Source organism: Methylohalobius crimeensis 10Ki (assembly GCF_000421465.1).
Classification (GTDB): Bacteria; Pseudomonadota; Gammaproteobacteria; order Methylococcales; family Methylothermaceae; genus Methylohalobius; species Methylohalobius crimeensis.
In genome coordinates this window covers 2,113,999-2,137,131 of record NZ_ATXB01000001.1, presented here as the reverse complement: position 1 = coordinate 2,137,131, position 23,133 = coordinate 2,113,999, and the positions used below count along the sequence as shown (strand labels likewise).

18 protein-coding genes and 1 pseudogene are annotated in these 23,133 nt (G+C 59.0%); 11 read left to right on the top strand and 8 right to left on the bottom strand.

The genetic code is table 11. The annotated features are described in order from the left end of the window. Complete coding sequence (locus H035_RS0110685; RefSeq protein WP_022948969.1) at positions 1-1,470, top strand: hypothetical protein; 1,470 nt, start codon at positions 1-3, stop codon at positions 1,468-1,470. On the opposite strand, the gene H035_RS0110680 is transcribed toward H035_RS0110685, so the two are convergent. Then, complete coding sequence (locus tag H035_RS0110680) at positions 1,461-2,816, bottom strand: hypothetical protein (RefSeq protein ID WP_022948968.1); 1,356 nt, start codon at positions 2,814-2,816, stop codon at positions 1,461-1,463. The two genes, H035_RS0110685 and H035_RS0110680, sit on opposite strands and share 10 nt — an antisense overlap. Positions 2,817-2,934: 118 nt before the next feature. Between H035_RS0110680 and prmB the strand changes: the two genes are divergently transcribed. From prmB to H035_RS0110665, 3 genes are all read left to right on the top strand, one after another. Next, complete coding sequence (gene prmB, locus H035_RS0110675; protein ID WP_022948967.1) at positions 2,935-3,873, top strand: 50S ribosomal protein L3 N(5)-glutamine methyltransferase; 939 nt, start codon at positions 2,935-2,937, stop codon at positions 3,871-3,873. A 95-nt stretch (positions 3,874-3,968) separates the two neighbouring features. Continuing rightward, positions 3,969-5,069: a chorismate synthase gene (aroC, locus tag H035_RS0110670; RefSeq protein WP_022948966.1), complete on the top strand. Its 1,101-nt coding sequence runs from the start codon at positions 3,969-3,971 to the stop codon at positions 5,067-5,069. 1 nt (position 5,070) lies between these two features. Further along, positions 5,071-6,258, top strand: a complete 1,188-nt coding sequence (locus H035_RS0110665; RefSeq protein ID WP_022948965.1) for an MFS transporter — start codon at positions 5,071-5,073, stop codon at positions 6,256-6,258. Here H035_RS0110665 and nhaD read toward each other — a convergent pair. Continuing rightward, positions 6,237-7,598: a sodium:proton antiporter NhaD gene (gene nhaD, locus H035_RS0110660; RefSeq protein ID WP_022948964.1), complete on the bottom strand. Its 1,362-nt coding sequence runs from the start codon at positions 7,596-7,598 to the stop codon at positions 6,237-6,239. The two genes, H035_RS0110665 and nhaD, sit on opposite strands and share 22 nt — an antisense overlap. Positions 7,599-7,670: 72 nt before the next feature. Here nhaD and H035_RS19280 point away from each other — a divergent pair, with 72 nt between their 5' ends. The 4 genes from H035_RS19280 to ttcA all read left to right on the top strand — a co-directional run bounded on the left by H035_RS19280 (position 7,671) and on the right by ttcA (position 12,641). Next, on the top strand, positions 7,671-9,659 hold the full coding sequence (locus H035_RS19280; protein ID WP_022948963.1) for a transglycosylase SLT domain-containing protein: 1,989 nt from the start codon (positions 7,671-7,673) through the stop codon (positions 9,657-9,659). Positions 9,660-9,920: 261 nt separating this feature from the next. After that, positions 9,921-10,436 carry a 3-hydroxyacyl-[acyl-carrier-protein] dehydratase FabA gene (gene fabA, locus H035_RS0110650; protein ID WP_026596498.1) on the top strand — a complete coding sequence of 172 codons (516 nt, stop codon included), beginning with the start codon at positions 9,921-9,923 and terminating at the stop codon, positions 10,434-10,436. 133 nt (positions 10,437-10,569) lie between these two features. Continuing rightward, complete coding sequence (gene fabB / locus H035_RS0110645; protein WP_022948961.1) at positions 10,570-11,784, top strand: beta-ketoacyl-ACP synthase I; 1,215 nt, start codon at positions 10,570-10,572, stop codon at positions 11,782-11,784. A 2-nt stretch (positions 11,785-11,786) separates the two neighbouring features. Further along, on the top strand, positions 11,787-12,641 hold the full coding sequence (gene ttcA, locus H035_RS0110640) for a tRNA 2-thiocytidine(32) synthetase TtcA (protein WP_022948960.1): 855 nt from the start codon (positions 11,787-11,789) through the stop codon (positions 12,639-12,641). Positions 12,642-12,685: 44 nt separating this feature from the next. Here the strand turns inward: ttcA and H035_RS0110635 are convergent, their stop codons facing one another. Next, positions 12,686-13,000: an MTH1187 family thiamine-binding protein gene (locus H035_RS0110635; protein ID WP_022948959.1), complete on the bottom strand. Its 315-nt coding sequence runs from the start codon at positions 12,998-13,000 to the stop codon at positions 12,686-12,688. Positions 13,001-13,081: 81 nt separating this feature from the next. Between H035_RS0110635 and H035_RS0110630 the strand changes: the two genes are divergently transcribed. Next, entirely contained in the window at positions 13,082-13,807 is a 726-nt protein-coding gene (locus tag H035_RS0110630) for an SAM hydrolase/SAM-dependent halogenase family protein (protein ID WP_022948958.1), read from the top strand. On the opposite strand, the gene H035_RS0110625 is transcribed toward H035_RS0110630, so the two are convergent. From H035_RS0110625 to H035_RS0110605, 5 genes and pseudogenes are all read right to left on the bottom strand, one after another. Further along, positions 13,786-15,735: a Gldg family protein gene (locus tag H035_RS0110625; RefSeq protein ID WP_022948957.1), complete on the bottom strand. Its 1,950-nt coding sequence runs from the start codon at positions 15,733-15,735 to the stop codon at positions 13,786-13,788. The genes H035_RS0110630 and H035_RS0110625 overlap by 22 nt on opposite strands. A 47-nt stretch (positions 15,736-15,782) precedes the next feature. Then, complete coding sequence (locus tag H035_RS0110620; protein WP_022948956.1) at positions 15,783-16,520, bottom strand: ABC transporter permease subunit; 738 nt, start codon at positions 16,518-16,520, stop codon at positions 15,783-15,785. Beyond that, positions 16,517-17,401, bottom strand: a pseudogene (locus H035_RS0110615) (ABC transporter ATP-binding protein); the annotation flags it as partial. The pseudogene H035_RS0110615 and the gene H035_RS0110620, both read right to left, overlap by 4 nt. A gap of 57 nt (positions 17,402-17,458) precedes the next feature. Beyond that, positions 17,459-19,165 carry a proline--tRNA ligase gene (locus H035_RS0110610; RefSeq protein ID WP_022948954.1) on the bottom strand — a complete coding sequence of 569 codons (1,707 nt, stop codon included), beginning with the start codon at positions 19,163-19,165 and terminating at the stop codon, positions 17,459-17,461. A 139-nt stretch (positions 19,166-19,304) separates the two neighbouring features. Then, positions 19,305-19,718, bottom strand: a complete 414-nt coding sequence (locus H035_RS0110605) for a hypothetical protein (protein ID WP_022948953.1) — start codon at positions 19,716-19,718, stop codon at positions 19,305-19,307. 107 nt (positions 19,719-19,825) lie between these two features. Between H035_RS0110605 and H035_RS0110600 the strand changes: the two genes are divergently transcribed. Next, on the top strand, positions 19,826-20,224 hold the full coding sequence (locus H035_RS0110600) for a TraR/DksA family transcriptional regulator (protein WP_022948952.1): 399 nt from the start codon (positions 19,826-19,828) through the stop codon (positions 20,222-20,224). Between the two features lie 24 nt (positions 20,225-20,248). Beyond that, the gene (glnE, locus tag H035_RS0110595; RefSeq protein WP_022948951.1) at positions 20,249-23,131 is read left to right on the top strand and encodes a bifunctional [glutamate--ammonia ligase]-adenylyl-L-tyrosine phosphorylase/[glutamate--ammonia-ligase] adenylyltransferase; all 2,883 of its coding nucleotides are present in this window, start codon (positions 20,249-20,251) and stop codon (positions 23,129-23,131) included. Positions 23,132-23,133: the final 2 nt, after the last annotated feature.

The window sequence follows — 23,133 nt, the reverse complement described above, 5'->3', positions numbered from 1 at the left end:
ATGTCGCACCTGAATTATCTCAATCTGACCGATCCCGGTCTCCCCGATTTTGAAACGGATGAGCTCGACCAACAACTGAAGGGCCTGGAAAGCATCGGCGAGGAATCGCGGGAGGAAGGCGAGGGGGCGGTTGGTTTGCAAGCTGCCGCCGAGGCTTTGGCTCCTCATCAGCTCGCTCCCCGAGTTCGCAAATTGGCGGCACGAATCTACGCTGCTTTGGACAGACATCAACAAGTCTTTCATACCCAGCCGCCGTCCGGCTTTCCCTTGTCTCCTGCCGGCATGAGGCGATACCGGCTTTATGTTTCCGCCTGGCGGGCATTGGGTCGAACTTATGCCCGCTGGTGTTTCGCCGGTAAGCAAATTGAGACCGATGCGCTGGTGGGGGCCATGGCCTGTTTAGGACAGATCGTTCGGCTTTGCGGATTTTATCATCATCCCTGGCCGGAAGGATTGTGGAAGGATCTCCACCTATTATTCCAACAGGGGCAAAAAAGGGAGGTGGATCGGAATAAGGTCAAATGGCCGGGGTTGCGTCACCGCGCCGTCACGGTTCCCGAATGGGAATATAGCCGATGCTTGTTGTTGGGGCTGGCCGATTCTGGTCGATTGCTTCCTCAGGAAGTGATCTTGCTGGATTCGCTGCTGGAGAAATGGGCGCCTCTGGTCAAAATCGTCGAGGATTCCGGCAAAGGCTGGCATCTCCCTGCGGCATCGGATTCTCCCGCCCGATGGCTATCGGAGGGAGAAGGGAGAACGAGTCCACGGCTGGATATGAGTGAATTGGCGGTGCTGATTGCCGACCACAAGCATTTGGCGGCATCGGTCGGGCGCTTCGAATATTGGCGTGAACCGGCCGATACGTTGTCCAGCGAATTGCTGGACTATCTGGTCAGGCGCTGGTTTCAGTCGCTTCCACAGGGAGGCGGCTTTGCGGTGATGGACGCCGATTGGGTCGTTGGGTTGGAAGCAATATTCGCGCGTCTTCAAGGAAGGACGGTCGAGGCGATTCCGGTAGCCGATGAATCCGGTCGGGTGCGGATTCTCCAGGCACTTCCGGAAAGCCTGCAAGTGGGGGATTTGATCGGCGTTTTTGCACCCCACGGCGGCGATTTGATCGGCTTGGCGGTGTTGGCGCAGTTGCGGTGGAGCGATACCGAAAATCTTGCAGAGGAGGGGGAGCCGGTGCTCTGGGCCACTCTGGAAGCAGTGCCGGGGGGAGTATTCCCGGTGGGAATCCAGCCCCTATATCGGGTTGGGCATCCGTGTGATTGCCAGCGGGGGTTGCTGTTGGAGGAACAAGGCCGTTTGTCCCTGCTGCTTGCCGAGCAGACGATTCGGGACGGATCGGTCGTTCGCCTGCTTTACGGCGACAATTTGTATCCGATGCGTTTGGGAAAGCCCCATGGAATCGGTCGGGGAGTTTTGCGTTGTCCTTGCGTTAGCGCCACCGACCGGTTTCAAAAGTAGTATTGCAGTTCCGTGTGAATGTAATTCTCCCGGCGGAAGAAGTAGCCGGCGTCCTTCGGGTCGGTATTGACGAAACCGCGCATTTCCAGGTACAGCTTCCAGTGATTGCCGAAGCGGCGGCTCGCCTCGATGTTGTACGAGGTGGTGCCGGTGTCGAAATCGATGATGGCGCCGGCCAGCAATTCGGTGCCCGAGACATCGTTCAAGGCCAGGCGGCTGCCGACGAAAATATCCTTTTCGAAGGGGATGAAATTGACCAGGGGCAGTTGATTTTCCCGGTTGTCGTATAAGAATTCCGCCAGGAATCCGAGGTCGGCGCCGGTCTTGAAGACGCCGCTGAAGGTGTACTCGAATCCCGCGGTGAGTTGTTGGAAACTCTTGCCTTGGCCGGCTCGATGAAAGCCCTCCAGCTTCCACAGCCAGTTGCCGGTCACCCCCTGAATATCCAGGCCCACTTGATCGATGACTTCGTAAACCGGGCGGAGATTCACGGGCTGAAAATCGGGGGTGAGGCCGATTTCAAACCGGGGTTCACGGGTGACGCCGCGAAAATAGGTAAGCCCCACATCCCAATAGCCGAGGGTTTTGGCCCAACGGATGGCGAAATCCGGGTGCGTGGGACGGGCGCTGTCGGGGTGATCCGCCGAGTCGGTGATCGGCAGCGGCGGGCGCAGACGTCCTTCCTTGCCCGGAAAGGTGCGTTTGCGGGAGAAAGGGAGATAAAACAGGCTGGCGGTGCCCCAGCGCAGGCTGCTGTAATCCAAACGCAGCATGGGTTGGCCCAGCTTTTCTTCGGTATCGGAGTTCTCGATCAAATCGGTTTGATTGATGATGTCCACGGTATGGCGGGATTCGGTCACTCCCCAAAACACCCGGTCGATCCCGGCGCGGAAGGTCCAAGGCCCGCGGGTGAAGCGCCATACCATCTCGCGGATGTCGAAATGTGTCCGACGGCTGTCGTGCTGATCGTAGCGCCAAAAAGGCTTGAAGGTCAGCGATTGCCGATTGCCGTCCCAGAGATAGGCGAATTTGGGTTCCAGGTAAAATGAGAAATTGTTGTGATAGTCCATGCCGGGGTTTTCCCCGTGGTCATGGAAAAAACGGTATTCCAGGGCGCTTTGGCCGCTGATTTCCACCGGCAAGGGGGGGGCGGATTCGGACTCGCTTTCAACGACTTCTTCCGCAAACAGAGAGTCGCCTTCTTCGCCGTCCAGCTGCAAGGTTTCTTCTTCGGCCGGCTGGAAAAGGGGGGCTTCACTTTCGTCCTCGAACAGATCGGCCTCGGTGGTTTCCTCCGCCTGAGCGGGCAAACCGGCAAGGATCAGCAGCAACGGCAGATATTTCATCGATATCCCTTGGGTGGATGAGTTTTAAACGCGCATTGTTTATGCATGGTGGCGTTAATCCAAGCATAGATGATTTCCTCTATGGCGGAGAACCAGCCCCGGCCGCAGATGGGATATAATGCCAGTTTTATCCGAAGCCTTCGATTCCCACATGACTCAGGCCACCTTAGATCAACTCCAAACAGTCCGCGATTTTATCCGTTGGGGTGCCAGCCGCTTCAACCAGGCGGGGCTGATTTTCGGCCACGGTACCGACAACGCGCTTGACGAGGCCGCTTCCCTGATCCTCCATACTTTGCATCTGCCTTACGATCTGCCCGACTTCTACCTGGAAGCGCGGTTGGTGGCGGAAGAAAAGCGCGCCGTGGCGGCCGTTATCGAGCGCCGCATCGAGACCCGGAACCCCGCCGCTTATTTGACCCGCGAGGCGTTTCTTTGCGGTTTGAAGTTTTATGTGGATGAACGTGTGTTGGTGCCCCGGTCGCCCATCGGGGAGCTGCTCGAAGGCCGGTTTTCCCCTTGGCTGGACGGGGTGGCAGTCGAACGCGTTTTGGATCTGTGCACCGGATCGGGCTGCATCGCGATTTGCTGTGCCCACGCCTTCCCCGACGCGCAGGTGGATGCGGTGGATATTTCTCCGGACGCCCTGGACGTGGCGAAGATCAATATTCGTCGTCACGGCATGGAAGGGCGGGTGCGGCCGATTCAGTCGGATTTGTTCGAACAGATATCCGGCCGGTATGCTTTGATCGTCAGCAATCCGCCTTACGTGAGTCGTCCGGAATGGGAGGCCGCGGCGCCCGAATTTAAGGCCGAGCCGAAGCTGGGGCTGGAAAGCGGTCCCGAGGGGCTCGATTGTGTGATCCGAATCTTGGAAAAAGCCGCCGATCATCTCACCGACGACGGTATTTTGGTGGTGGAAGTGGGTAATAGCGCCGAGGCGCTGCGCCGCCGTTACCCTCAGGTGCCGTTTCTGTGGATGGAGTTCGAACGGGGCGGCGAGGGCGTTTTCCTGCTCACCGCGGAAGACCTGCGCCGCCATCATTTTTCACGGTAGGGGCGACCCCCCTGTGTCCGCCCCAACAAGGCCCGTGAATATCGGCAGGTCCGGTTTTTCGATTTGAAGCGCTATGAAATGAAATAGGTTTTTTTATGTCTGGCAATACCTTCGGCAAACTGTTTACCCTCACGACTTTCGGCGAAAGCCATGGCCCGGCACTAGGGGCGGTGGTGGACGGCTGTCCGCCCGGCCTGCCTTTGTGCGAAGCCGATCTTCAGCGGGATCTGGACCGCCGCCGACCGGGCAAGTCGCGGCATACCACTCAGCGCCGCGAGCCGGATCAGGTCAAAATTCTGTCCGGGGTGTTCGAGGGCAAAACCACCGGCACCCCCATCGGTCTGGCGATCGAAAACGTGGATCAGCGTTCCAAGGATTATTCCGAGATCGCCACCCGCTTCCGGCCGGGCCATGCCGACTATGTCTATGTCCAAAAATACGGCCTTAGGGATTATCGCGGCGGAGGGCGCTCCAGCGCCCGCGAAACCGCCATGCGGGTGGCGGCGGGCGCGATCGCGAAAAAATACCTTCGCGAGCGATTGGGGGTGGAAGTCCGGGGTTACCTCTCCCAGTTGGGGCCCATCGAGCTGGACATGGTTTCTTGGGATGGGGTGGAGGAAAACCCGTTTTTCTGTCCCGACCCGGCCAAGGTGCCGGAGCTGGAGCGGTTCATGGACGCCTTGCGCAAATCCGGCGATTCGGCCGGCGCCAAGATCACGGTGGTGGCCACCGGCGTGCCGCCGGGTCTCGGCGAGCCCATCTTTGACCGTCTGGACGCGGAACTGGCCCACGCCTTGATGAGCATCAACGCGGTCAAGGGCGTGGAGATCGGCGACGGTTTCCAATGCGTGACCGCCAAGGGGACCGAATTTCGCGATGAAATGTCCCCGGAGGGATTTTTGAGCAACCACGCCGGCGGCATTTTGGGCGGCATCTCCTCGGGTCAGGACGTGGTCGCCCACATCGCCCTCAAACCCACCTCCAGCTTGCGCCTGCCGGGGCGCAGCGTGGATATTCACGGCCAACCGGTGGAAGTGGTGACCAAAGGCCGCCACGATCCTTGCGTGGGGATTCGGGCGACGCCCATCGCCGAAGCGATGATGGCGATCGTCCTGATGGATCAGTATTTGCGCCACCGGGCTCAGAATGGGGATGTGACGCCGCCGCTCGAGCCGATTCCGTCCGCCCCCGCTTGAGGTGAGTGACACCCCCGCTTTTTCCAAATCCGTCCAGTCCGTTCCCTACCGGCGCTTGGGGGCATTTTATTTCTTCTATTTCGCCAGCCTGGGAGCGCTCTTGCCGTATTGGGGGTTGTACCTTCAATCCAGGGGGTTGAGCGCCCACCAAATCGGTATGGTGATGGCGCTCTTATCGGCCACCAAGGTGGCGGCGCCCAATGTTCTCGGCTGGATCGCCGATTATACGGGACGCCCTGTGGCCTGGGTCCGGATTGCGTGTCTTTTGGCGGCCGTCCTGTTTCTACCGCTCTTGCGGGTATCCGCCTATGGCGAAATTCTGGTGGTGACCTTGGCCTTCGGGGTGTGTTGGAGTGCGGCCTTGTCCCAGTTCGAAGCGGTGACCTTGGCTCACCTGGGGGGAGCGGCCCATCGATATCCCTGGATTCGGCTGTGGGGGTCGGTCGGTTTTATCGTTGCGGTATTAAGTTTAGGCATGGGGATGGACCGGTTGGGAGTGGATTATCTGCCTCGGGTATTGGCCGTTCTGCTGGGGTTGATCTGGCTGAGCGTTCAGTTTGTGCCCGACCCGGCCAAAAAAGTGCTCGCTTCCGATGATCGCACTCCCTGGCGGCAATTGTTGTGGCAGCGCCCCGTGATCGCTTTCCTGCTGGCGGTATTTCTGGTTCAGGCCGCCCACGGACCTTACTACGTGTTTTATTCGATTTACTTGGAGGCGCACGGCTATTCCGGTCTGGTGATCGGTGTTCTGTGGAGCCTCGGGGTCGTGGCCGAGATCGTCCTGTTTATCACCTTTCCGTTTCTGGTTCGGTGGATCTCTTTGCGGGGGTTGTGGTTGGCAGCGATGCTGCTGGGGACGGTGCGTTGGCTGACCATCGGCTTCGGCGTGGCGCGGTTGGAAGTATTGCTGGCGGCCCAACTGCTGCATGCGGCCACTTTTGCCGTCAACCACGCCGTAGCGATGCAGCTGTTGCGACACTATTTCGGTACTCGCCACCAAGGCAAGGGGCAGGCGCTGTATAGCAGTCTCAGCTTCGGTTTGGGTAGCATGGTGGGAAGTTATTTGGCCGGCGCCTACTGGCAGGCGGTCGGGGCCCAGTGGGTGTATGGTGCCGCCGCGGCCGCCAGTTTGTTGGCTTTTTTGGTCGCCTGGCTGGGGAGCGGGCGTCAGGAGGCGTTGAGCCAATAGTGCACCGCGATGCTGGCGGCATACCCCACCGCGATCACCGGCGCCCAGCGCAAATGGGCCAGGGAGGTGTAATAACCGCGTGCCTGGCCCAGCATCGCCACGCCCGCCGCCGAGCCCACCGCCAGCAGTGAACCGCCGACGCCGGCAGTCAGGGTGATCAGTTGCCATTGATACAGATTCATGGAGGGTTCCATGTGCAATATCGCCAGCATCACCGGTACGTTGTCCACCACCGCCGACAGTAAACCGGCCAATATGTTGGCATGGGTCGGTCCCATCCCCGCATAGATCGTATGCGAGGCAAGCGTCAAGAAACCTAAATAGCGTAGTCCGCCCACCGCAAACACGACACCGAAGAAAAATAACAAAGTATCCCATTCCACATCCCGTACTTGGTGGAAAATATCGAAGCTTTTCTCGGGTTTCGAGCGCCTCAAGCGGTAGGCGTAGAACATTAAAAAGACCAAACCCATCATCATGCCGAGATAGGCGGGAAGATCGAAGATGCGCTCGTAGAGGACGGCGATGACGATGGTCAGAAAAAATAACAATAAAATAGTGATGGCGCCCTGTTTGAGTTGGATCGTGAAGTGCTCCGGAGGGAGGGGGCATCCTCTCGGAATGGCGAAATGCAGGCATAAGGTGGGAATTATGAAATTGACCAGCGCCGGTAAAAACAGCGGAAAAAACTGAACGAAATCCACTTTATGGTCCTGCCAGACCATCAGGGTGGTGATGTCGCCGAAGGGGCTGAAGGAACCGCCGGCATTGGAAGCGATGACCGAACTCAGACAGGTGAGGGTGATGAAGCGGGGGTCGTCGCGTCCGATGATGATCACCACCGTGCTGACAATCAGTACGGTGGTCAGGTTGTTGACCACCGTCGACAGGAAGAAAGTGAGGATGCCCATGGTCCAGAACAACTGACGATAGTTGAGATTGCGTTGACTGAGCCAGGCGCATAATTTTTTGAAAAGATTGCGTTCGTCCAATACATTGACATAGGTGGTGGATACCAGTAGGAAGAGAAACAATTCGGTGTATTCCACCAATTCCGCCCGCAGTATTCGTCGGGCCTGGTCGGGGGGGATATCCAGCTTTCGGTTCAAGAGGGAAATCAGAACCCACATCAGAGCGGCGGCGAGCAAAATCGGCTTGGATTTATGGAGGTCGATGACCTCCTCCAGCATTACCAGGAGATAGGCGAGTGCGAACAATCCGAGGCAGGCGATGGCGAGCGGGTTGTCGGTCAGGTTGAGTGGTTGAAAGGCGGCCGCCTCCCTGGCCCAGGCGATTGTCGGGAAAATAAAACATACCAGGCCGGACAGAAAGTTGCGCATTGTCTATCCTTTCAGTTCAAGGGTAGGTCGATTTTCAAAGTGGCCATCATTATAGGCAATCGGAGGACAGTGATGGGACAAGGTTTTTTTTCCTTGTTACACCGAGTCGGGGTCGGCTGCATTTTTCTGCTATGGGGAGCGGCGTCGGCGGTTGGATCGGAAACCCGGGACATCGAGCAGCAGCGTCGCTGGTTCGCCGCCGCGGAACGCGCCCTCGAAAACGGCGATCGGGATCGGTTCGAATCGATGCTGACCAGGCTCGGCGATTATCCCCTCAAGCCCTATCTGAGATACCGCGATTACCTCGATCACCCCGAAGACGTGGAAGCGGTCGGTGAATTTCTGCGCCGCTTCGCCGATACCCGTTACGCTCGGCCCTTACGAATTCGGCTGCTGAAGTTCTTGGCCGCCCAAGCGCGCTGGCGTGACTATTTGCGGTTTTATCGAGATTTGGAAAATACCGAGCTGCAATGCCATTATGGCAAAGCGCTCTACGAATTGGGCAATCGCAGAGGCGCCTGGCGCACCGCCCGGCGTTTATGGCTGGTGGGTCGCTCCCAGCCCAAGGCCTGCGATCCTCTGTTCGAGGCCTGGCGCGGCGCCGGTCAATTGCAATCGAAATTGGTTTGGCGGCGGTTTAGCCTGGCCCTGGAGAACGATAAACTCCGCCTGGCTCGTTATCTGATTCGCTTCCTGCCCGACGAAGCCCAGCGAGACCGGGCAAAGCGTTGGCTGGCAGGAACGCGTCGACCGCAAGGGCTGCTCTGCGGCGATTGGTCCGAATTTTCAAAGCGCGACGGGCGCTTGATCGTACATGCCATCAAGCGCCTCGCACGTACGGATCTGGAGGCGGCCATGGCACTCTGGAACCGGCGCCAAGCCTCGGACCGTCTTTCTCGGCGCCAGCATGCTTTGGGGTTGCGGCACATTGGACTGCGTTTGGCCTGGCGTCACGATCCCCGGGCTTGGGCATGGTTGACTCAAATCCCGGATGCTTTTTCCGACGAGACGGTACGTACCTGGCGGGTGCGCGCCGCACTGCGGAATCAGGACTGGCCCAAAGTGACGCAAGCGATTGCGCGTTTGCTCGCCGATGAGCGATCCCAAGATCAATGGCTTTATTGGCAAGCCCGGGCTCTAGAGGCCTTGCGGGGAGACGATGTCGCCCGGCCATTGCTGGAGAAAGTGGCCCGGGAAGCCGACTTGTACGGTTTTTTGGCCGCCGATCGTTTGCAGCGGCCGTATGCCATCGACCATCATCCCGTGGATGTCTCCGCCGAAGCGATGGAGAGATTTTCCGAAAATCGCACGGTACGGGCGATCGTAGAGCTTTCCGCCCTCGATCGCTACTGGGATGCGCGGCGCGAATGGTGGTATCTGTTGAATCACGCCGATCGTCAGCAGCTTTTGGCAACAGCCGTTCTGGCCCGGCGTTTGGGCTGGTCCCAGATGGCCATTTTCGCCCTGGGGCGAGCCGAGCATTGGGACGATCTCGAGATTCGCTTCCCCCTTCGATTCCTCGACCAGGTACGCAAATACGCTTCCGTCCGGGAACTGAATCCGGCCTATGTCTATGGCATCATTCGCCAGGAAAGCGCCTTTGACGACCACGCCGCATCGCCTGCGGGCGCCCGCGGTTTGATGCAGTTGATGCCCTACACCGCCCGCCGGGTGGCGCGACGGCTGCACGAGCGTTGGCGTTCGTCCCGCGTGTTATTGAATGCCGACACCAATGTGCGTTACGGAACGGCTTATTTCAAATCCGTGCTAGAGCGATTCGACAATCATTTCGTGCTTGCCACCGCCGCCTACAATGCCGGTCCGCATCGGGTCGAGCGCTGGCTGCCCCGGTCCGAAGTCGACGCCGATATCTGGGTCGAAACCATCCCGTTTCGGGAAACCCGCGGTTATGTGCGTCGCGTTCTGAGTTATGCCATGATTTACCAACAGCGTCTGGGTGGCGTCACCCGACGTCTTGAAAAATATGCCCGCCCCGTGCCGGTCGGTGAGGGGGCTTCCAAAAAATCCCCCACCAAGCTGGCTTGCACTCGATCGGGTTAATGGGAAAAATGGAAAGACCGAGGGGCAACAGCGCCTGTCAGCAGGTGGTTGGGACTCGCAGAGGCCTCGGGTTCCGAAGTGTTGACGGTCCCAACTCGTAAATCCTGAGCCTGTGGACTTAAATCCGGCGCATCTATCCGCCGAATTGTCCCATATTCTGAAAATCAATAAGTGCGATGCTTGGACAGCATATTCTGCTGAATTTATTTTCAGCTTGTAAGATAATAATTCGTTTAAGTTTTGTGGACTGGCGCGGGATTCATGCAGAATAAAAATAGTTACACATACGAAGATCTGCTCGAGTGTGGGCATGGGAGGCTATTCGGACCGGGGAACGCGCGGCTGCCCCTGCCGCCTATGTTGATGTTCGACCGGATTGCGCATATCAGCGATGCGGGGGGACGCTATGGAAAAGGCGAAATTGTCGCAGAGTTGGACATTGATCCGGATCTATGGTTTTTTCAATGTCATTTCGAGGAAGATCCGGTCATGCCGGGATGTCTCGGGCTCGATGCCATGTGGCAGTTGATCGGTTTTTTCTTGGGCTGGATGGGAGCGCCGGGGCGAGGCCGGGCGTTGGGTTCAGGCGAGGTCAAATTCCGCGGTCAAGTGCTGCCCACCCATCAGAAAATCGTCTATCGAGTCGATTTGAAACGGGTGATGCTGCGTAAATTGGTAATGGGAATCGCCGATGCTCGATTGGAGTGCGACGGTCGGACCATTTACGAGGCGAGCGATTTGCGGGTCGGCTTGTTCACCTCGACGGATTCCTTTTAACCTCCCTGTCAAGATATGCGGTAAGCGGGGGTACGCCGGGAGTATGGAATATAAAATAAGATTGGCGGAAAAAACTTGTGTGCTCCCGATAGACCAAACAACTTTTGCACGAGTACGTAGGAGAGCAATGGGTATGAAACGGGTAGTGGTCACCGGTATGGGGGTCGTTTCCAGTATCGGTAACAACAAAGAAGAGGTGTGCTCGTCATTGCGCGAGGGCAAAAGCGGGATCGAATCCTCGGAAGAATACCGGACCCTGGGTCTGCGTAGCCATGTTTACGGCCCGATTCGGCTCGATCCGGCCGAGCGGATCGATCGTAAAATTTACCGTTTCATGGGGGATGGCGCGGCTTACAACTATATCGCCATGCAAGAGGCGATCGCCGACGCCGGTTTAAGCGAGGCCGAAGTGTCCGACGAGCGTACCGGCATCGTGATGGGTTCCGGCGGGCCGTCGACCAAGGACATCGTCGAGGCGGCCGATATTCTGCGGGAACGCGGGATCAAGAAAGTCGGTCCCTATCGAGTGCCGCGAGTGATGTCGAGCACCCATTCCGCCTGCTTGGCGACGCCGTTCAAGATCAAAGGGGTCAATTACTCCATCAGTTCGGCCTGTTCCACCAGCGCGCATTGCATCGGTCACGGGGTCGAATTGATTCAAATGGGCAAGCAGAAGCGGATATTCGCCGGCGGCGGCGAGATGGTGCACTGGACCCTGACTTTGACCTTCGACGCCATGGGGGCCTTGTCCAGCAAATACAACGATCGTCCCCGGGCGGCCTCGCGCGCCTATGATGCGGATCGCGACGGATTCGTGATCTCCGGCGGTGCCGGGGTGGTGGTGCTGGAGGATCTGGAGACGGCCTTGGCCCGAGGCGCCAAGATTTACGCCGAAGTCGTCGGTTACGGCGCCACCTCCGACGGTTACGACATGGTTCAGCCTTCCGGCGAGGGCGCGGTGCGGTGCATGCGCCAGGCGCTGGCGACGGTTGACGACAAGGTCGATTACATCAACGCCCACGGGACTTCCACGCCGGTGGGAGACATTCGGGAATTGGAAGCGTTGAAGGAAATGTTCGGCGAGGATATTCCCCCGGTCAGTTCCACCAAATCCTTGACCGGCCACGCTTTGGGCGGTGCCGGGGTGATGGAGACGATCTATTCCCTCCTGATGATGGAGAACCGCTTCATCGCGGCCTCGGCCAACATCGAGCGTCTCGATCCGGGCGCCGAAGGATTCCCCATCGTCCGCGAGCGGATCGACGACGCGCCCTTGAATACGGTCATGACCAACAGTTTCGGTTTCGGCGGCACCAACGCCACCTTGATACTCAAGCGCTATTCCTGATAATGACCCAGCCCGCCTTGAAACCCGCTGCCGCGCTCACGGGGCGGCAGCGTTACGAGTTCAACAAACGCCAGAAACGCCTGCGTCGTCAGGTGGGGCAGGCGATCGCCGACTACCGCATGATCCGGGACGGGGATCGGATCATGGTCTGCGTATCCGGCGGCAAGGACTCGTTCACGATGCTGGAGATCCTGCTCAATCTGCAGCAGACCGCGCCGGTCCGCTTCGAGGTGACGGCGGTCAATCTGGATCAAAAGCAGCCCGGGTTTCCCGAGGACGTCCTCCCCCGTTATTTCGAGGAGCGCGGCGTCCCCTATCACATCATCGAGCGGGATACTTACAGCGTGGTCAAGGAGGTGATCCCCGAAGGCAAGACCACTTGCGGCTTATGCTCGAGACTGCGACGCGGAACCCTCTACGGTTTTGCCGAAGCGCACGGTTTCACCAAGATTGCGCTCGGTCATCACCGCGACGACATCGTCGAAACCTTCTTCCTGAATCTCTTTTACGGCGGCCGCCTCAAGGCGATGCCGCCCAAGCTCCTCAGCGACGACGGCAAGCATATCGTCATTCGGCCGCTGGCCTATTGTCAGGAAGAAGACATCGACCGCTACGCCCAGCAGATGGCCTTTCCCATCATCCCTTGCAATCTATGCGGCTCGCAGGACCACCTCCAGCGCCAGGCCATGAAGACCATGCTCAAGACGTGGGAGCAGCGCAACCCGGGGCGGGTGGAGACCATCTTCCGAGCCTTGCAAAACGTCGCTCCGTCGCAACTGGCCGATTCGGAACTGTTCGATTTTGCCGGCCTGGAAGCCTTGCGGGATTCGAAAAGCTCCGTTCTGCCCGATTCTTAAGCGAGCTGGGGCCGAAGTTGTTTCGCCGTCGAGCTATCGGGGTCCTATTTTCCTTGTAGCGCGTCCAATTGATGCTGGACGCTTTCGACCTTCGCCGCGAAGGGCTTTTCTCCCGCCACGTTGCTGACGATTTTGATCACCGTGTACAGTCGGTTGCGACCCGTTTGGTGTACCGCTTCGTGGCAGGCTTTGAGGGCACTCATCAAAGTGTCCCATTCCCCTTCGATATTGGTGCCCATGGCGTGCAATTCAACCTCCAAATTGTGCTCGCGCAAAACCTTTTCGCACAAGGCGATATCTTTGGCAAGATGGGGGTCTCCGGTCAGGGGGATGAGGGAGAATTCGGCCTGGATTCGCATGATGAATCTCCTAGAGGGTGGACGAGGGATTCGAACGCATCGGTGGCAATTCTATACCCAATTTCAAACCGAGAAAAACGCATGTTGGTGACTTTTTCCGATTTCGGTTGTCAAGGACCTTATCTGGGGCAGATGATTGCGGCCTTGAAACGGGAAGCGCCGGGGATGGAGGTGATCGACCTGCTCAACAATGCGCCGTCGACCGATCCTTTCGCCAGTGCTTACCTTTTGGCAGCGTTGGCGCGCTGGTGGCCGGCGGGTACGGTATTTTTGTGCGTGGTGGATCCGGGCGTGGGCAGCAAACGGCTTCCGGTGGCGCTGAAAGCGGAGGATAAATGGTTCGTAGGGCCGGATAACGGTTTGTTCCATACGGTTGCGCTGCGAAGCGCCACGCCTCCCAAGTGGTATCGGATTGTTTGGCGGCCCGACCATCTATCGTCCAGCTTCCACGGCCGCGACCTGTTCGCGCCGGTGGCCGCCTGGCTTGCCCGAGGAGAATATGAAGATGTATTGGTTTCTTGGGAAGGACCGGATTTGTCCGCCTGGTCCGCCGACCTGGCGGAAGTGATTTACCTCGATCATTTCGGAAACGCCGTGACCGGCTTGACCTACCGCTTTGACTGGAAGGGGCGCCGATTGCGTTGGCAAGGGGGGGGTATACCCCATGCGCGAACTTTTGCCGACGTTCCCGAGGGACAGCCTTTGTGGTACATGAATTCCATGGGGTTGGTGGAAATCGCCGTCAATCGCGGCAGCGCTTCGGTCCAATTGGGGCTGGACGTCGGTCATCCGGTGGGTTGGGAATAGGCGCGTCTGAACTTGCGGCCCACATGCAGCACAAGCACCGCGAGGGTCAAAAGCAAAGGCACGAGCAGGATGTTGATCAGCTTCAATCGCGTCCCCAGGGCTTCGATTTCCTGATTGAGGCGATGTTGGAGTCGCCGCAGTTCTTGACGTATCTGCAGGCGCTGCTGCCGAAACGCGTTCAAAGTTTCCTGCTGCTGGGGCGTCAGACCGCCGGTCTCGCCGCTTCGACCGGTGGCGCCGGCGTTTTTCCGGGACTCCAGCCGCGCCAGCTTGCGTTCAGTGGTTTCCAACTTCTGCTGCAACGTTTCCAATTTGGCTTGAAGCTGTTTTTCCGCCTCACGGCGCAAGCGCTCGACCCGCTCGAACGGCCGCTCGTAACGGCCCCGTCCGCGGATGCTGATCAGATCCGGATGACCGGTGAGATGGTCGATGGCGTTGATCAAAAAGGCAGCATTGTCGGCAAAGGGTGTGGTTATCCGATTGCCGTCCGGCCCGGTTTGAACGCGGGTCCAGAGACGGTTGGCCAAAAAATCGCTGTCTCCCACGACCAACACTTGGGAAGGGTCATCGGCTTGGTTAAGATGGGGGGTTGATGCTGCCCCCCTTCGGGGCGCGCTGTGTGCGTCCAAATCGGCATTCCCGCCGATTTGGACGGCCGGGTCCGGGTTCGGCGCACCCTCGGGGAAGGCGCTGGACAAACGGCCCTCCACTTGGGCGGCGAGGATAAAGGATTGACCGGAAGGCTTGAACGCATCGTAAAGAATGGCCGGATCGAAGAGATAATCGAGTGCCACGGTCGGCATGAGCATCGATTGCTCGCTGGAATGAATCAAGGGGGTGAATCGAATGCTTGTCTCGGGAAGCGGTCGGAAGGCTCCGGCCGAGGACAGCATCAGCTTGTCAAGATTGGCCGCGATCACATTGTCCTCGAAGGCCGTCGAATCCAGCGTCAGAACGCCCAAGTGACGGGAAGCCGGGCGTCCCTCGGCGATCCTGACCGAGGTGGCGTAGTGGTCGTCGCCGACGAATTTGGCGGGGATCTGTTCAAAGCCCCAGGCGCGGAACAGGCGGTTGAGGTCGGAGCTTTTCTTCCGGCCCGGTTGGACGAAGGCCGGCGGGCCGTCCAGTTCCGCGTATGGATCGACGAATAGCAGGGCATTGCCGCCGCCCACGACGAACTGATCGACGGCGTACAAAGCAGGTTCGGAAAGCGCCTTGGGGTGAATCAAAACCAAAAGATCAGAGTTTTTCGGGATCGCTTGGAAGTCTTCGGGGAGCCAGGTCACGTCGTAAAATTGGGCGATTTTTTCCATCGCCACCCAGGGGTCCTGGGGCTCGTGCTTGAAGGGATTGATTCCACCGCGCACCAGCAAATCCGGCTCGGCGTATACGGCCAGCCGCGGGGCATGGTCGCGACTGACCTGAACCAGCAGTTCGCTGATGTCGTATTCAAGATAGGCTTCCCGTTCTTGGTTGAAAAACGGAATCACCGCGGTTTCATCTTCGGAAGTAACCGCCGCCACGCCGAAATAGACTTCGGGCGTCCCCGGCACCAGGCGAACGCCCCGAAGTCCCCGTGCCATCGCCTGATCCTCGGCTTCCGAAAAGGGTTCCGGATCAATCGTCTGGAGGGTTACTCGACCTTTCCCGAGGCGCTCGTATTCCTGCAGCAGCTCCCGGACCCTCTGGGCATAGGTGCGCAGAATCGGCATGTCTTTGGTGGCTCGGTTGGAGAAATAAAACTCCAGGGTGATCGGTTCCTCCAATTGAGCGAGGATGTGCCGGGTGCCTCGGGACAGGGTGTAGAGATCGTTTTCGGTCAGATCGAGGCGGATGGGGGGCAGAGAATGGATCAGCCCGATCGCGCTCAGGATTGCCAAGGCGGGGAGCAAAAGCCGGATTTTAGGCGCCGTTAACCGATGGTTCACTGCTTAAATACGGTTGTTAGGATTGTCGTTACGGGATGATCGAAAAATTATCCCGCTTTCTTGAGATCGATCACGATGCTGGAAGCGGTCAGCCAGCCTCCGATCATGATCAGGAAAAACAACAGGTCGCGCAGATCCAGTACGCCCTTGCCGATGGCCTGAAAGTGGGCGAGAAAACTCAGGGATGCCACTCCGTCCACCAGCCAGGGAGGGGCCCAGCGGTAGAAAACGTCCAGGACCACGGGAAAGCCGGCGGCGAGGAAGGCGAAACAGACCACTGCGGTGAGAATGAAGGCGATGACCTGATTGGCGGTGGCCGCCGACAGGCATTCGCCGATGGCCAGATAGCTTCCCGCCATCAACCAGCTGCCCAGATAGGCGGCCAGGATCACGCCGTTGTCGGGCGAACCGAGCCAGTTGACCGTAATCCACAGCGGGCCGGTCAGAATCAAGGCGAGCCCGCTGAACAGCCACGCCGCCAGGAATTTGCCCAGGACCGCATCGCGCAAGGCGATGGGAAGGGTGAGCAGCAGTTCCAGGGTGCCGGTCTTGCGCTCCTCCGCCCAGAGCCGCATGGACACCGCCGGGATCAGAAACAGGTAGAGCCAGGGGTGATAGTCGAAGAAAGGACGCAAGTCGGCTTGATTGCGCTCGTAGAAACCGCCCAAATAAAAAGTGAACACCCCGCTCAGCACCAGGAAAATGAGCAAAAACACATAGGCCAGGGGGGTGGCGAAATAGCCGGCCAGCTCGCGGCGGCAGATGATCCAGGCGTGTCGGGTCATGCCGCTTCCTCCGTGGTCAGGCGGCGGAATACTTCGTCCAGGCGTCCCCGCTCGATCACCAGCTCCCCGATTTCGATTCGCCGCTCGGTCAGCCAAGTCTGCAAGGCGGGGTACAGATCGACGCCCGCTTCCGGAATCAAGGTATAGCGTCCGGCGATGGAGCGATCCGCCTCCACGTGGGCGACTCCCGGCAACAGCGCCAGTTCCGGCGCCCGCTTCGGCGAGGACAGCTGGAGAGTAATGGCGCCGTGATAACGGGAACGCCGCTCCAATTCCGCCGGCGTGCTGTCGGCGACGATGCGGCCGCGGCTGATGATCAATGCACGGTTGCACACCGTGGCCACCTCTTCCAGGATATGGGTGGAGATGACGATCAAGCTGTCTTCGGACAGGCGCTGGATCAGCTCGCGTACCCGGTGTTTCTGATTGGGGTCGAGACCGTCGGTGGGTTCGTCCAGAATCAGCGCCGGCGGCTGGTGAAGGATCGCCTGGGCCAATCCCACCCGCCGCTTGAATCCTTTGGAGAGCTTTTCGACGGGACGCTCCAAAACATGCGCCAGCTCCAGCAGCGCCACCACCCGTTCGATGCGGCGGCGTTTCTCCGGTCCCCGGTAGCCGCGCACCCGGGCGATGAAATCGAGAAAAGCGCGCGGGGTCATCTCACCGTAGGCGGGCGCGCCTTCCGGCAAATAACCCAAAAGCGTTTTGGCCCGGCGGGGGTTGCGCTGCATGTCTTCGGCGAAGATTCGAACCCGACCTGTATCGGGGCGCAGAAAGCCCGTCAACATGCGCATGGTCGTGGTCTTTCCGGCCCCGTTGGGGCCCAGAAAGCCCAATACCTCGCCCGGTCGGATGGCGAACGAGACGTCGTCCACGGCGACGGCGTCGCCGAAGCGTTTGTGGAGATTTTCGACTTGGATCATCCTTGTTCTGTATTTTTATTCCGCGTTTCGGCTCAGCAGGGCGACGATCTCGTTTCGGTCCACCTTGCGGCTTTCGGCATCGCGGCGGCCGCGATATTCCACTTGTTCCTCGTCCAGCAGGCGATCGCTCAAAACCACCCGATGGGGAATGCCGATCAATTCCATGTCGGCGAACATGACCCCGGGGCGGCTCTTGCGATCATCGAACAGAACTTCGACGCCGGCCTGTTGCAGTTCCCGGTACAGCCCTTCGGCGGCTTCGCGCAGACGCTCCGATTTGTGCATGTTGACCGGCACCAAGGCGACCTGGAAAGGGGCGATTGCCTGCGGCCAGATAATGCCTTGCGGGTCGTGGTTTTGTTCGATCGCGGCGGCCACCACCCGGGTGATGCCGATGCCGTAACAGCCCATGATCAGCGCTTCCTCGCGGCCGTTTTCGTCCAGGATGGTGGCGCCCATGGCTTGGGAGTATTTGGTGCCGAGCTGGAAAATGTGACCCACCTCGATGCCGCGGCGGATTTCCAGCGTTCCTTTGCCGTCGGGGCTGGAATCGCCTTCGACCACGTTGCGGAGGTCGGCGGTTTCCGGAAGGGACAAATCACGCTCCCAGTTGACCCCGCGAAGATGCTTGCCGTCTTGATTGGCGCCGCACACGAAGTCGGCCAGAACGGCGGCGCTGTGATCGCAAATCATCTCGACGTTCAATTCCACCGGTCCCAGGGAGCCGGGACCGCATCCGGCCGCGGCGCGAATCTCGGCCTCGGTGGCGAATGTCAGGGGCGCCTTGACCCCGGAAAGCTTTTCCGCCTTGACCGGGTTGAGTTCGTGATCGCCGCGAAGCAGCAGGCCGACCAGGCGGTCTTCCTCGCCTTTCACCAGCAAGGTTTTGAGAATGCGCTCGGGCTTTATCTGCAAAAACTGGCTGATTTCTTCGATGGTGTGCTGGTCGGGGGTATCCACCTCCGCCAAGGTTTCCGCCGGTGCGGGGCGCGCGTCGGCGGGGGGCAGGGCCTCGGCCAGCTCCACATTGGCGGCGTAATCGTTCTCGGTGGAAAAGGCGATGGCGTCTTCGCCGGTGTCGGCCAGCACATGGAATTCGTGGGACCGATTGCCGCCGATGGCGCCGGGGTCGGCCAACACGGCGCGGAACTCCAAGCCGAGGCGGGTGAAGATCCGGCTGTAGGCGTCATACATGGCGTCGTAGGTTTCCTGAAGCGAATCCATGTCCCGATGGAAGGAATAAGCGTCCTTCATGCTGAACTCGCGGGACCGCATGACGCCGAAGCGGGGGCGAATTTCGTCGCGGAATTTGGTCTGAATCTGATAGAAATTGACCGGTACCTGTTTGTAACTCTTGATTTCCGAACGCACCAAGTCGGTGATGATTTCCTCGTGGGTGGGGCCGAGGCAGAAATCGCGCTCGTGACGGTCCCGAAGGCGAATCAATTCCGGTCCGTACTGTTCCCAGCGGCCCGATTCGCGCCATAATTCGGCGGGTTGAAGGGCGGGCATCAAAAGCTCCAGGGCGCCGGCGCGGTCCATTTCTTCGCGGACGATGCGCTCGACCTTGCGCAGCACTTTGATACCCAAGGGCAGCCAGGTGTAGAGGCCGGCGGCCAGCTTTCGGATGAGCCCTGCGCGCAACATCAATTGATGGCTGACAATTTCGGCGTCGGCGGGCGTTTCTTTGAGCGTATGTAGGGGAAATTGACTGGTGCGCATCGGTGTCCTTTTTCGCTATCTCAAAGCGACTATTTTAACCTGACTGGAGAATCTGCAAAGCGGGAATGACCGAAAAACGGGGCTGACCTGGGGACAGCCCCTGTGGCGGCATTTTTAAATCGACGACGGGGGAGGTTATTTATTCGAAAGCCCGTTGTTCGCGCTCACTTCCCAAGACTTTGGGGGTATTTTTGGTCAATTGCTCCACCATGTTTTCCCAATTTTGATATTGGGCATAACGTTCATCTCCCTGGGTAATGCGGGCATTGACTTCCTCCCGGGCGAGGGCGATGATCTCATCGGCGTCTTTGCCGTCCACCGCATCCAGAAAGGCCTCCGGCCCCCCTTCATCGGTTTTGATTTGTTGCAAGGTGCCGAATGCCATTTGAAATTCCAAGCGTTTGGCATCGTCGCGAATGTAGTTTTTTACCATTCGGGCGGACCGGTAGGCGGTATTGAGGGAGGATGCATGAATCTCCCGGCTGCCGGAGCAGGTCACCGGCAAAACAAAAATCACGGCGAAAATCGCCAGAATGATCAATGCGGCTTTCATTTTTTATCGAGCTCCTATTTAATTAGCCTCGCGATTATATTACAAGGTTTGATGATCGATTAAAGCACGATTAAAGTGCTTCTTGTAAACATTTCTAGGTAGAAAGAATGGACGATATATTGACCGATCGACAGCTGAATCAGTTCAAACGGCGCTTGAAGGAACGCTTTCACGTTTTGCGCAGAGAGATCCGCGACGAATTATTGAAAAGCGATGAAGAGCAGTACCTCGAGTTGGCCGGCCGGGTTCACGATCATGAAGAGGAAGCGGTCGCCGATTTGCTGGTGGATCTCAATCTGGCGAATATCGACCGCCATATTCATGAAGTGCGCGAGATCGACGCGGCTTTGATTCGGATTGCCGAAGGCGGTTACGGCTTGTGCATCGATTGCGAACAGCCGATTCGAATTGAGCGCCTCAACGCCTATCCCACCGCGAGCCGTTGTCTGAAGTGTCAAGAGGCTTACGAGAAAACCCATCCGGGAACCGGCTCGCCGAGCCTTTGAGGCGGGGCATTCCAAGGTTCTTTCATGACGATGGTATTTCCTGATTTTAGCGATTTGCCCGCTGCCCTTCGGTCGGCGGCGGAAGAGGGTTGGCGACAGTATCTGGAAGCGGTGGACCGGTGCGGGACGAAGGTCCCGCAAGATGAGCGGGTATCGGCCCAAGTACCGAAAGTCTGGTCGGTCAGCCGGTTTGTCGCCGAGCAATGCGTCCGGGATCCGGCCATGTGGGCGGATTTGGTCGATAGTGGCGATCTAGGCTCGGCCGATCGAGCGGAAAAATACGTCCGCCAATTGAACGCCCTTACCGAATCGGCCGCGGACTTCACGGATCTGCAACGCAGTCTGCGTCGCTTCCGAAATCGCGAGATGGTCCGCATCGCCTGGCGCGACATCACCGGTTGGGCGTCCCTAGAGGAAACCCTGGGAGATCTTTCCCTGCTGGCCGAAGTCTCTATCCAGGCGGCGCTTCAATGGCTGTTCGAACGCGCCTGCTGCCGTTACGGGACCCCCCGCTGTCCTGACGGTCAGCCGCAATTGCCGGTGGTCTTGGCGATGGGCAAGTTGGGGGCGTGGGAACTGAATTTTTCCTCGGATATCGACCTCATTTTCGCTTTCGAGCACGACGGCGAGTTGGAGGACAAGCGCGCAACCAGCTACCAGGAGTTCTATCTGCGCTTGTGCCGGGATTTGGTCAAGGCGCTCCAGGCCCAAACCGAGGACGGCTTCGTGTTCCGGATCGATACTCGGCTTCGCCCCTTCGGAGACAGCGGCCCCCTGGTGCTCAACTTCGACGCCATGGATATCTACTATCAATCCCAGGCGCGGGCCTGGGAGCGCTATGCCATGATCAAGGCCCGCCCGGTGGCGGGGGACCCGGACGCCGGCGAGCGCCTGATGCAAATGCTCGAGCCCTTCGTGTATCGGCGCTATCTCGACTATCGCGCCCTGGGGGCGCTGCGGGAACTCAAGCGGAAAATCATGGAAGAACTCAAGCGCCGCGACCGGCTGGAAGACATCAAGCTGGGTCCCGGCGGCATCCGGGAAATCGAATTCATCGCCCAGGTGTTTCAATTGATCCGAGGCGGCCGGGAAATTGGCCTGAGGGACCAGCGCTTGAGGGTGATTTTGAAACGCCTTACGGAATTGGACCTTCTTCCTCCGGAAGAGACGGAAACCTTGCTCGCGTCCTACCGCTTCCTGCGCCTGGTGGAAAACCGTTTGCAGGAATACAATGATCAACAGACCCAACAACTGCCTTCGGACGATGTCGGCCGGCTCCGTTTGGCGGTGAGCATGGATGCCCCCGATTGGACCACCTTTCAACACCAATTGCAGGAGGTGCGCGGTCAGGTGCAAGCGCTCTTCGAGGAGGTGTTCGCCCTTCCCGAGACCGCCGAGGCGGAATCCGAAAGCGCCCGCATCTGGCGCGGGGCGGAAGACGAGGACTTGCTGCAGGATATGCTGGCGAAGCAGGGGTATGGCGATTCCGAGGGGGTGTGGCAACAGTTGCGGGAATTCCGCCGTTCGCGCCCCGTTCGTCTGCTGACCTCCCAGGCGGCGACGGAATTGGATCGGCTGATGCCGGTTCTGATCGAGACCGTCGCCCAAGGCGAAAATCCCGACCGCACCCTCCGGCGCCTGTTGGCCCTTCTGGAAGCGATTGCCAGCCGCAGCGCGTATCTCACTTTGCTGGTGGAGAATCCAGGCGCCCTGAATCAGTTGGTTCGTTTGGCGGCGGCCAGCCCCTGGGTCGCCAATCATCTGGCCCAGTATCCCATGCTGCTGGACGAGTTGATCGATCCGAACACCCTTTATGCGCCGCTTACCCGGGAGCAATTGGAGACCGCCATCGACCATCGCCTGACCGGGCTGGATCTGGACGACGACGAAGGGCTCTTGAACGCCTTGCGCCATTTCAAACAGGCGCACGTGCTGCGGGTGGCGGCGGCCGATATCGCCAACGCGATTCCCACCCGGGTGGTCAGCGATTATTTGACCGATATCGCCGAGGTGGTATTGGAGCGCTCGGTCGCGATTGCCTGGAAGCAGGTAACCGCCAAGTACGGCTTGCCGCCGGGAGAAGGGGATCGACCGCGGGATTTCGTGGTCATCGGTTACGGCAAATTGGGGGGGATCGAGTTGGGCTACGGTTCCGATTTGGATCTGGTCTTCCTCTATCGAGGGGAGGCCGAAGCGGTCACCAGCGGACCGCGGGCCATACCGAGTGCCCAGTTTTATATCCGCCTCGGCCAACGCCTCATCCATCTTCTCACCACGCCCATGTTGTCCGGGGTGTTGTATGAAATCGACATGCGGCTCCGTCCCAGCGGCAATGCGGGTTTGCTGGTCACCGGCCTGGGGGCGTTCGAGCGTTACCAGCGCGAATCCGCTTGGACGTGGGAGCATCAGGCCCTGGTGCGCGCCCGGCCGGTGGCGGGGGATTCCGAGCTGGGAAAAGCTTTCGAACGAGTCCGCCTGGAGGTTCTAGGGCGCGAGCGGGAGCTCGGCAAGCTGCGGCAAGAAGTGCTGGACATGCGGGAAAAAATGCGCGCTCATCTGAATCGTTCCGATTCCGACCGGTTCGATCTCAAGCACGGCCCCGGCGGTGTGGTGGATATCGAGTTTATAGTACAATTTGGCTGTTTGGCCCATGCATACAGACGCCCCGAGGCCTTTCGCCACCCCGACAACCTGCGTCTTTTGGATGCTTTGGCGGAGATCGGCTGGCTCGGCGACGACCAGAAGCGCTTCCTGCAAGAGACGTATCTCGGGTATCGAACCCGGCTTCACCGGTTCGCCCTGCAGGAGCAATCCGGCTTGGTGCCGGCGGATGCGTTTCGGGAAGAACGGACCGAAGTGGTGCGTTTGTGGCGACGATTGATTGAAAATTCTGCAGGAGAAAAATAGGC